8 protein-coding genes are annotated in these 9,601 nt (G+C 73.0%); 5 read left to right on the plus strand and 3 right to left on the minus strand.

What is annotated here, in order from left to right:
- Positions 1 to 77: 77 nt before the first annotated feature.
- Positions 78 to 1,517 (minus strand): ABC transporter ATP-binding protein, encoded by a 1,440-nt coding sequence (locus tag ACFV88_RS31485; RefSeq protein ID WP_385495494.1) that lies wholly within the window; start codon positions 1,515 to 1,517, stop codon positions 78 to 80.
- Between the two features lie 13 nt (positions 1,518 to 1,530).
- Here ACFV88_RS31485 and ACFV88_RS31490 point away from each other — a divergent pair, with 13 nt between their 5' ends.
- The gene (locus tag ACFV88_RS31490; protein WP_385495496.1) at positions 1,531 to 2,016 is read left to right on the plus strand and encodes a hypothetical protein; all 486 of its coding nucleotides are present in this window, start codon (positions 1,531 to 1,533) and stop codon (positions 2,014 to 2,016) included.
- Between the two features lie 87 nt (positions 2,017 to 2,103).
- Here ACFV88_RS31490 and ACFV88_RS31495 read toward each other — a convergent pair whose 3' ends face one another.
- Entirely contained in the window at positions 2,104 to 2,772 is a 669-nt protein-coding gene (locus ACFV88_RS31495; RefSeq protein ID WP_385495497.1) for a class I SAM-dependent methyltransferase, read from the minus strand.
- A gap of 173 nt (positions 2,773 to 2,945) precedes the next feature.
- On the opposite strand from ACFV88_RS31495, the gene ACFV88_RS31500 reads away from it, so the two are divergent.
- From ACFV88_RS31500 to ACFV88_RS31510, 3 genes are all read left to right on the plus strand, one after another.
- Positions 2,946 to 4,379: a hypothetical protein gene (locus ACFV88_RS31500; RefSeq protein WP_385495498.1), complete on the plus strand. Its 1,434-nt coding sequence runs from the start codon at positions 2,946 to 2,948 to the stop codon at positions 4,377 to 4,379.
- 124 nt (positions 4,380 to 4,503) lie between these two features.
- Positions 4,504 to 5,757, plus strand: coding sequence for an AAA family ATPase (locus tag ACFV88_RS31505; RefSeq protein WP_385495500.1), 1,254 nt, complete (start codon positions 4,504 to 4,506; stop codon positions 5,755 to 5,757).
- Positions 5,754 to 7,010 carry a VWA-like domain-containing protein gene (locus ACFV88_RS31510; RefSeq protein WP_385495501.1) on the plus strand — a complete coding sequence of 419 codons (1,257 nt, stop codon included), beginning with the start codon at positions 5,754 to 5,756 and terminating at the stop codon, positions 7,008 to 7,010. Before ACFV88_RS31505 ends, ACFV88_RS31510 begins: the two co-directional genes overlap by 4 nt.
- Positions 7,011 to 7,166: 156 nt before the next feature.
- Here ACFV88_RS31510 and ACFV88_RS31515 read toward each other — a convergent pair whose 3' ends face one another.
- Positions 7,167 to 8,612 carry an FG-GAP-like repeat-containing protein gene (locus ACFV88_RS31515; RefSeq protein ID WP_385495503.1) on the minus strand — a complete coding sequence of 482 codons (1,446 nt, stop codon included), beginning with the start codon at positions 8,610 to 8,612 and terminating at the stop codon, positions 7,167 to 7,169.
- Between the two features lie 329 nt (positions 8,613 to 8,941).
- Here ACFV88_RS31515 and ACFV88_RS31520 point away from each other — a divergent pair, with 329 nt between their 5' ends.
- The gene (locus tag ACFV88_RS31520; protein WP_385495504.1) at positions 8,942 to 9,493 is read left to right on the plus strand and encodes a TIGR03086 family metal-binding protein; all 552 of its coding nucleotides are present in this window, start codon (positions 8,942 to 8,944) and stop codon (positions 9,491 to 9,493) included.
- Positions 9,494 to 9,601: the final 108 nt, after the last annotated feature.

Below are 9,601 nucleotides of genomic sequence, written 5' to 3' on the forward strand. Positions count from 1 at the left end.
TGGACCGGCGCATGCCCCACCTGCCACCGAGACCTACCGCCCCCGGCTCAAACAGACGACCACCCGCCGGGCGCAACCTAACGAAGTACTACTAGACCGGTGACCCGCCACTGCCGGGCACCGGTCTGGGCGACCCACATGTCCGCGTACCGCCCGCGGGAGTCGAGCAGTTCGTCGTGGGTTCCCCGCTCGGTGACGCGGCCCTCCTCGATCACGAGGATCTGGTCGGCGCCGATCACCGTGGACAGCCGATGGGCGATGACCAGGACCGTCTTGCGGGCGACGAGCGCGTCGATGGCCCGTTGGACCGCGACCTCGCTGCCGCTGTCCAGTGCGGCGGTCGGTTCGTCGAGCAGGACGATCGGGGCGTCCTTGAGGATGGCGCGGGCGATCGACACCCGCTGGCGCTCCCCGCCGGAGAGGGCTCCGCCGATCTCCCCGACCCTGGTGTCGTACCCGTGGGGCAGTCGACTGACGAACTCGTGGACGTTCGCCGCCCGGGCGGCGGCCTCCACCTCCTCGTCGGTGGCCCCCGGACGCGCCATGGCGATGTTGGCCCGGATGGTGTCGTCGAAGAGGTAGACGTCCTGGAAGACGACGGCGACGTGCCGATAGATCTCGGTGGGCGCGACCTGGCGCAGGTCGTGGCCGCCGATCCGGACGCTCCCCGAGTCGGGGGCGGCGTAGCGGGTGATGAGTGTGGAGATGGTGGTCTTGCCGGACCCGGACGGGCCGACCAGGGCGGTCAGTGAACGGGCCGGCAGGGTGAAGGAGATGCCGTCGAGCACGGGCTCGGCGGCCTCGGGACGGTAGCGGAACACCACGTCGTCGAAGGCGATGTCGTAGCGGTCGAGCCGGGCGTCGGGGTCGCCCACGCCGAGGGGCTCGCTCTTCATGACCTCCTCGATGCGTTCGAGCGACGCCTCGGACAGCTCGAACACGGCGATCATCGCGGTGGCGTTGGCGAGCGGCTCCGCGAGTTTGACGGCGGCCACCACCAGGGCGGCGAGCAGCAGTACGGAGAGCCGTGCGTCGAAGACGAGGCAGGCCCCGACGGCCACGGCCACGACGATGGCGAGCTGCGTCGAGGTGGTGGCGACGATGCTGGGCAGGGTGAGCGACCGCTGGGACTCGCTCATCACATGGGTCTGGTGCTTCAACGCGTCGTCGAGGCGGCGCGAGGAGGCCCCGACCTGGCCCGCGGCGCGCAGCACCGGCAGTCCCTGGATGTACTCGACGATCCTGGCCGCCGCCGCTCCGTCGGCTTCGTTCGCGGCGCGCAGACCGGTGCCGGCCCGGCGCTGGATGCCGCGGACGAAGGGCAGGGTGGCGGGGAGGATCGCGACCAGGACGAGGCCGATGCGCCAGTCGACCGCGAGGACGACCAGGATCAGGACGAGGGGGACGACCGCGGTCTGCACGAACAGGAAGGCGATGTGGGAGGCGGCCATCGACGCGTAGGAGACGTTGCCGCCGACGAGGGCGCTGAGGTCACCCGCGCTCGCCGCCAAGTCCACGGTGACGTTGAAGGTGAGTGGTTCTGCGCTGCACGAGGAAGACCGGGTCCGGATCCTCTCGGGACGGCAGCAGATCAACTCCACCACGGTGTCGGTCACCCCGGATCGCAGGACGCTCACCGTGCGGCTCGCCCTCACCACCGCCACGACGGGCAACTGGAGCATGAGCGTCATCACCCGCGGCGGCTGGGAACGGCCCTTGGGCAGCTTCAAGGTGACGCCCGCGGCGCTGAAGCACACCAAGGTGCCGACGGTCAGCGGTGCGGCGAGGGTGGGCGCCAAGCTGACGGCCCGGCCGGGGACGTGGACGCCCGCGGCGACCTCGTTCGGCCACCGGTGGTACGCGAACGGGCAGGCGATCTCCGGCGCGACGAAGTCCACGCTCACCCTGAAGTCGGCCCAGCGCGGCAAGAAGATCACCGTGCGGGTGACCGCCAAGCGCACCGGTCACGTCGACGGGTCGGCGGTGACCAAGCCGACCTCTTCGGTGGCGCGTTGATCCACTGAAGGACCGGACCGGGTGCCGTCGCGCCCCGTCACCGAACGCCCGGTGACGGGGCGCGCTCCGTTTCCGGCGGCCGGCCCGCTACACCTGCTGCCGCGGCCCCGCCGTCTCGGCACCCGTCGTCCTCGCCCGCTTCTCGAAGACCAACTGGCTCCAGTGCACGCCGTCCCGACCGAGGCGGTCCTCGCCCCCACCCCGGTGGAGCAGGAAGAGCCCGTGTTCGGCGGCGAGTTCGACCGTCTCTCCCGCCGGCACGTCGAACATCCGCCGGTCGTGCGGCGGCTCCCCGTGGCGCAAGGTGATCACCAGCCGCCCGCCCTCGGTGAGCAGTTCGCCCAGCCGGGCCATGGCCAGCGGCCGTTCGTCGCGGTCCAGATGCATCCACACGGCCGAGAGGAGCAGCAGCCCGAAGGGGCCCTGCACGGAGCCCAGTTCCGGCAGTGCGTCCGCCAGCCAGACGATCTCCTCCGGATGCAGACGCACGGCGGTCTCCCGCATCGCCGGCACCGGTTCGACCGCCGTGACCGCGAAGCCCAGCCGGGCCAGTGCGGCGGCGTCCCGCCCGCTGCCCGCTCCGATGTCGGCGGCTGCGGCGGGCGGCACGGGCAGGAACGGCGCCACCTCCTCGTACAGGGCCGGGAAGCTCAGGCCCTCGTACCGTTCGGCCAGTGCCGCCGCGTGCTGCTCGTAGTACCGCTGCGCACCGGGCGGTTGCTGCGCCCGCGGTGCGTCTGGCTCGGCGAAGTCCATGCGGGAACCCTACGGCCCGCCCCGCACGGGGCCAGTCGTACGCGGTTTCGGCGGTCGTGGCAGGGGCCGGCGGAAAAGACCTGGAAGACCACGGCCGGGAGGGGTAGCCTGCCGCCGATGACTACTCCTTCCCTCCGCAGATGGGGGGCTCCGTCCGCGCAAGGTGAGTGCTGATGCTCACTGAGACCGCTGACCGGGTTGCCCGCTTGTCCCTGTGGCTGCGCGTGCGCGAGTTCGCCGTGCCACCGTCCATGATCGAGATCGCGACCGTCCGTCGTTCCGCTGGGGACTGGGCGGGGGCGTGCGCCGCCGCTGGCTTCGACGTCGATCTCGACCTCCGCTCCACTGCCCGCACGCACGGCCGGGACCTCGCGTCCCGGGTCCGCACGGACCTCCGTTCACTCGCACCCGACCTGTTGCGCTGGCACCTGCCGAGAGTCGCCCCCGACGGGCTCCTCCGCCCGGGGCTGACCGTCGCCCTGGCCCGGTACGACACCGAAGACGGTGACGGCCTCCGACGGGTGCACCTCGTGGCCCGTACTCCCCCGGTCTGGGCGGACGGGGGCCAACGCATCAGCCTCGCGCTGTGGGACGGGTCCCCGCACGGGGCCGGCGCCCATCCGCGGCCCCGGCCCAGCCGACGGTTCCGTCTGGACCTGCACCGCCACCTGTGGGACGCCCGCAGAGCGGACGAGCTGCGGTTCCGGTCCGGCGCCGACCGCCCGCCCGCCCCGGTCAGCGCGCCCTCCCCCGTCCGGTCGCCTCCTCCCGTCCGACAGTTGGAGCACGGGAACCCGCCGTTGCCGGAGGTCGTGGAGCAGCACTGCGCCGTCGACCGGTGGGCCGCCGAGGCCCGCATCCTGCTCCGCTCCGAAGGACGGAGCGCCGGTACCGTCATCGTGCGGCTGCGGGCACGGCACCGGCTCGTCCTCGGGCTGGACGGCGAGCGGGACGGCCTCGGGCCGCCGGCGCTCCGGGTGGTCGGCGCGCCCCGGGACGGCAGCGTCTGCGCGTTTCCGGTGCTGCCCGACGCGGCCACCTGGGTGCTCCCCGACCTGGAACTGCTGCGCAGCGGCTCCCTCGACGCCGACCGGCTGCACCCGCTGGTCGCCGCCGCGTTGGCCCCCGACGCCCGACCGTCCGGTCCCTTCCGGCCGCCGGACCGGTCAGCGCGCTCCCGCGTGGTGGAGTGCCGGGGAGCGCGGCACCGACTCGGCCTCGTCAATGGCGTGTTGACGCCGTTGGACCACGGAGCCGTCGAGCTGCGGCGTGAGGAACTGCTCCTCGCGTTGACCGGGACGCCGATGCCCTGTCTACGGGCCGTCGACGAGGCGCACCGGCACCCGGAGCGCCTCACGGACATCCGCGAGCGACTGAACCACGGGGACACCGCCGGTGCGCTGGCCGTCGTCGAGGAGCTCCTGGGTCCGGCCGCGCTGCTGCGGACCGGCGCGCTGCGGGACGCGCTGGAGGCGGCCGTCCAACGGCGGATCTCCTACGGCCTGTTCCGGGCGGGACTGGCCGAACCGGGCCCCCGTCAGCTCCGGCCGGGTCTGGACCGCCCCCGTGACCACCGTTCGCATCCGCGTCACACGACCGCTCGCTGACCCGAGGCGTCTCGACCTCGCTCCCCCGTTCCACCCCGCTCTCACGCTCTTCCGCACCCTTCCGCGCCCTTCCGCGCCCTTCCGCGCCCTTCCGCGCTCGACGAATCTCCCAAGGTGATCAGACATGCCCGTGTTCGCTCCGCCCGTTCCTTCCGCCGACCCTGTCCCTGCCGGCGATCTCGGCATCGCCGATGAACTCCTGAGTCTGCTGCGCGCCACCACCACCGAGCCACGGCCCGACGACCAGTTGGAGGCGCTGACCCTGGCGGTCGCCGCCGACCTGCCGGTGCTGCTGTGGGGTGAGCCGGGCATCGGCAAGACCGCCGCCCTGACCCAACTCGCCGACGCCCTCGACCTCCCGCTGACCACGGTGATCGCCAGCGTGCACGAGCCGTCCGACTTCTCGGGGCTGCCCGTCCTCGGAGACGACCCCGCGGAGCAGGGGGTTCCGATGGCCCCGCCGGACTGGGCCGTGCGCCTGGTGCGGGCCGGCCGGGGCCTGCTGTTCCTGGACGAACTGTCGACGGCGCCACCCGCCGTTCAAGCCGCTCTGCTCCGTCTCGTGCTCGAACGCCGCATCGGCGCGCTGCGGCTGCCGTCCGGGGTCCGGATCGTCGCGGCGGCCAACCCGCGGTCCTCGGCGGCGGACGGCTGGGAGCTGAGTGCACCGCTGGCCAACCGGTTCGTGCACCTCCAGTGGACGCATGACCCCGAGGTCGTCGTCCGCGGTCTCGGCGGGACCTGGCCGCTGGCGGCCTTGCCCCACCTCGAACCGTCCGCCCTGGCCGGGGCGGTCGCCTTCGCGCGTCGTGCGGTGTGCGGGTTCCTCTCCGCGCGGCCCGGGCTCGTACACCGCCTCCCCGGCAACGAGACCCGTCGGGGCGGGCCTTGGCCCTCCCCTCGGAGCTGGGACATGACCCTGTGCCTGATCGCCTTCGCAACGGCCGCCGGGTCCTCCCGGGATGTGCTTTCCGCACTGGTCAGGGGCACCGTGGGGGACGGTCCGGGGCTGGAGTTGCTGGCCTTCCTGGACCGGATGGACCTGCCCGACCCCGAGGAACTCCTCGCCGATCCGACGGGTGCGGTCCTGCCCGAGCGGGGCGACCTGCGCCAAGCCGTGCTCGACGGTGTGGTGGCGGCCGTCCGCAGCCGCCCCGAGAAGTCACGTTGGGACGCCGCCTGGGCCCTGCTGGGTCGGGCGGTGGAGACCGGACCCCCGGACCTCGTGGTCGTGCCCGCCACCACGCTGGCCACGCTGCGCCGCGAGGACTGGGACGTACCGGCGTCGATCGAACGGCTCGCCGGAGTGGTCGGCCTCGCCCGGCGTGCGGACGACGTGGCGGTCCGCTCCGCGACCGGGGCGAAGGCAGGACGGTGAACGCGAGCCTGCCTCCGGGCCTGGACCGGGAGAAGCTGTTCGCCGCACGGTTGCACGCCGTCCGGGTCCGGCCCTATCTGGCGACCGCGCTGTTCGCCCTGCACCCCGTGGAGTCACGGCGGGTGCCGACGATGGCCGTCGACGCGTACTGGCGCTGCTACGTCTCACCGGCGTTCGTGGCACGGACGCCGGTGGAGGACCTGGCGGCGGTGTGGGTGCACGAGGTGTCCCATCTGCTACGCGATCACCACGGGCGCAGTTCCCGGATCGCCCGGCAGGAAGGGCTGACCGGACCGGGGGACCGGCTCCGCATGAACATCGCCGCGGACTGTGAGATCAACGACGACGCCTTCGGTGACGGGCTGGTCTGGCCGAAGGGCGCCGTCCAGCCGGGACCCCTGGGCCTCCAACCGGGCAAACTCATGGAGGACTACCTGCGGCGGTTCCGGCTCGGACCGCTCGCTCCGGAGCTGGCCTGGCTGGACTGCGGCAGCGGCGCCGACGGGCGCGAACGGGAGTGGGACCTGGGGCCCGAGGGAGCACACGGGCTCACCACCCAGGAGCGGGACGCGGTCCGGTTCCGGGTGGCCCGGGGCATCAACGGCCGTCCGGGCAACACCCCGAAGGGATGGCGACGGTGGGCGGAGGAGGTGTTCCATCCGCCGCAGCCGTGGCGGGAGTTGCTGGGGGCGGCGGTCCGCGCCGCGGCCTCCGGCTCGGGCGGCGGCCAGGACTACTCCTACGGTCGTCCCGCACGGCGCTCCCCCGGGGTGCCCGGCGTCGTCCTGCCGAGCCTGCGGCGCAGACCGCCCCGGGTCACCGTCGTCATCGACACCTCGGGGTCGGTCAGCGACACCGAACTGGGGAGCGCGCTCCTGGAGGTCACCGCGATCTCCCGGGCCGTGGGCAGGCGCCGCGACCTCGTCACCGTGGTCCCGTGCGACGCCGCCGCCCGGGTCGCGCACCCGCTGTGCAAGGCCGAAGGCATCCCCTTGGTGGGCGGCGGGGGTACGGATCTGCGCGCGGGCTTCGCCAGGGCGCTCCGGGCCGGGCCGCGGCCGGATGTCGTGGTCGTCCTCACCGACGGCCACACGCCCTGGCCGGACAGCCGGCCGTCGTGCCGGACGGTGGTGGGGCTCTTTGCCCGTTCGACCACGGGGTCGTGGAGCGAGGACGATCCCCACCACGTGCCCGAGTCACCGCCCGCGTGGGCCCGCGTGGTCACCATCGGGTCCACCGCGGCGACCCGCTGAGCACGCGGTGGCGGGCGCGTCCTGCCGGATCACCGCCCGTGGTGTCACGTTGCCGCGTCTCCCGTGGTCAGGACCCCGTGCGCCGACCGGTGTTCCGGAAGCCGCACGGGGTGGCCCGCGGGGTTCTGACGGTCGCTCCCGACCTCTGCGCGGGTCTCAGCCCGCGAGGACCTCACCGAAGTACGAGAGTCCGGTGGCTCCACCGACCGAACCGGCCCCGAACGACGTCGACCCGGTGGCCGTGATGGAGCTCCGCCCGGCCGGGAAGAGCCACACCGAGCCCGCGCCGTCGTTCTCGGCGAAGGCACCGACGACCAGTTCGGCGCGACGGTTCCCGTCGCTGTCCACGAGCTTGACGGACGCCCCGAACTGGTCGTGGGACTCGCCGGTACCGGGCACCCCCGCCGTGTTCTGCGTGAAGGTCTTGGCGCCGCTGCCGGTCAGCCCCCCGGTGGAGCCGTGCAGCACGGTGACGGAGCCCGTCGCCTTCCGGCTCCCGGTGGCCTCACCACTCGCGCCGACGGCGACGTCGGCGTGGCCGTCGCCGTTGGTGTCACCGGCCGACAGGCTCCAGCCGAAACGGTCTCCCGGCGTGGCGCTGCCGGGGACACCGGCGGTGTCCTGGGTGATGCGCACCGGGGTGCGGGTCGACAGGCCGGCGGCGCTGCCGTAGGTCACGGTGATCGCTCCGCCGCGTCCGCCGTGGGGTTCGTCGGCGGCCTTCTCCATGAAGTTGCCGGTGACGATGTCACCGTAACCGTCCTTGTTCACGTCGGCGATGACCGCCTCGTACCCCCCGGCGACCTTGCCCGAGGAGGTGAGACCGGTCGTGGACCCCTTGTAGAGGACGCTGCGGGTCGGGAACTGGTCGCCGCTCTGCTGCTGGCCCATGACCAGGAGGTCGGTCGCGCGGTCCCCGTTGACGTTCCCCGCGACGATCTTGTCGGCGCTGACCCCGGTCTGGCGCGAGGTGTCGATGCCGGTCCGGCCCGCCGCCTTGCCGGAGCGGGAGATCGGGCCCTTGAAGACGTTCAGTCCGGTGCTGGAGCTGCTGAGGGCGGCCAGGTCGACCCGCCCGTCCCCGTCGAAGTCCCCGGTCGCGACGCCCCAGCCGATCGCGTTGCGGTGAGTGGGCAGCGGCGACGACAGGTCGACGCCCGACGTCAGACCGCGCGAGCCGCCCCAGACGACGGTGACGACGCCGAAGGAGTCGGTGTTGCCGATCCGTTCCCGGTGCACGCCGACCACGAGGTCGGTGTGACCGTCACCGTCGAGGTCGCCCGTGGTGAGACGGTCACCGAAGTGGTCGTCCTTCTCCGGCACACCGGGAACGCCGGGGGTGGCTTGGCTGATGATGGCGCGCTTGGACTTGTCGAGGCCGTTCTTGGTGCCGTAGACCACGGCCACGTATCCGGCTCCCGCCCGTCCGTCGACCTTGCCCAGGGGCGCGGCGATCGCAAGGTCACGGTATCCGTCGCCGTTGAAGTCGCCCGGCAGCCCGGACGGCGCGGCAACGGCGCTGCCTCCGGTGGCGAGCAGGAGCCCGCCGACGAGAGCGGCGGACGCCGTGGTCGACAGGGCGGCGCGGAGGTGATGTCGCATAGGTGTCTTCTTCTTCCTGCGGCACGGTGGACGTCGGAGCGCCCATCCGAATCGGTGTCGCCGGACCGATCACCTGCGGGCGTGGGCTGGCCCTGACGGACCTCCTGTACCGTGCACGGATCGTCCGGCGCAGGTGTGACCCCCGAAGGGGCCCGGAGGTTGTACGGCTCCGACGAACTGCGGAACGCCACTCACCGGCACGTTGCCGCGCCGCGCTTTCGTCATCCGGGGGCGCCGGGAGGGCGCTCACAGGGATGATCATTCGTGGAAGGGCACGGCGGGGCTGCGCGCGCGGCTCCAGTTACGTGACCGGGGAGAGGGAGAATCACGTGGAATCCAGCATCCGAGACCTGTACGGGCGCATCGCGGACCGGTTCGGCGACCTGATCGAGAACTGTCCACCGGAGAAGTGGGACCAGCCCTCCCCGTGCCCCGGGTGGACCGCCCGGGACGTGGCCGCGCACGTCGTCTCCAACCATCGCAGGGCCGTTGCCGGACTGGACGGGTCGGCCTACTCCGCACCGGGTCGGGACGACGACCTGCTCCTGGCGTGGGGTGCGGCCTCCGCTGCCGTCCGGGCCGGTCTACGCGACCGGTCAACGGCCGGCGTCCTGCTGGGCGAAGAGTTCGGAGGCATCCCCTTCGCGGAGTTCGTGAAACGCATGGCGTGTGCCGACACCTTGGTCCACACCTGGGACCTCGCCAGAGCGACGGGGCAGGGCGAGACCCTGGACGCCGAAGGCGTGTCGATCGCCCTGGCCGTGTTGCTCCCCGAGGACGACGACATCCGCCTGCCCGGGGCCTTCGGCACGAAGGTCCCTTCGACCGCCGACGCGGACCCGCAGACCCGTCTGCTGAACTTCCTGGGCCGACGGCCCTGACGACCCTGGCGGCACGGAGGTGGGGGGCCCCCCCCGGGGCCGCCCCCCCCCCCGCCACCCCAAAAACAAAAAGAGGTTGGGGGGGCCCGGGGGGGGGGGGGTGCGGGG

Source organism: Streptomyces sp. NPDC059816 (assembly GCF_042732055.1).
Lineage (GTDB): Bacteria > Actinomycetota > Actinomycetes > Streptomycetales > Streptomycetaceae > Streptomyces.

What these genes read in the sequence shown, in the direction of transcription:
- ACFV88_RS31505 (WP_385495500.1), top strand. Translation starts at nt 4,504, where the DNA reads ATGCCCGTGTTCGCTCCGCCCGTTCCTTCCGCCGACCCTGTCCCTGCC.
- ACFV88_RS31500 (WP_385495498.1), top strand. Translation starts at nt 2,946, where the DNA reads ATGCTCACTGAGACCGCTGACCGGGTTGCCCGCTTGTCCCTGTGGCTG.
- ACFV88_RS31515 (WP_385495503.1), bottom strand. Translation starts at nt 8,612, where the DNA reads ATGCGACATCACCTCCGCGCCGCCCTGTCGACCACGGCGTCCGCCGCT.
- ACFV88_RS31495 (WP_385495497.1), bottom strand. Translation starts at nt 2,772, where the DNA reads ATGGACTTCGCCGAGCCAGACGCACCGCGGGCGCAGCAACCGCCCGGT.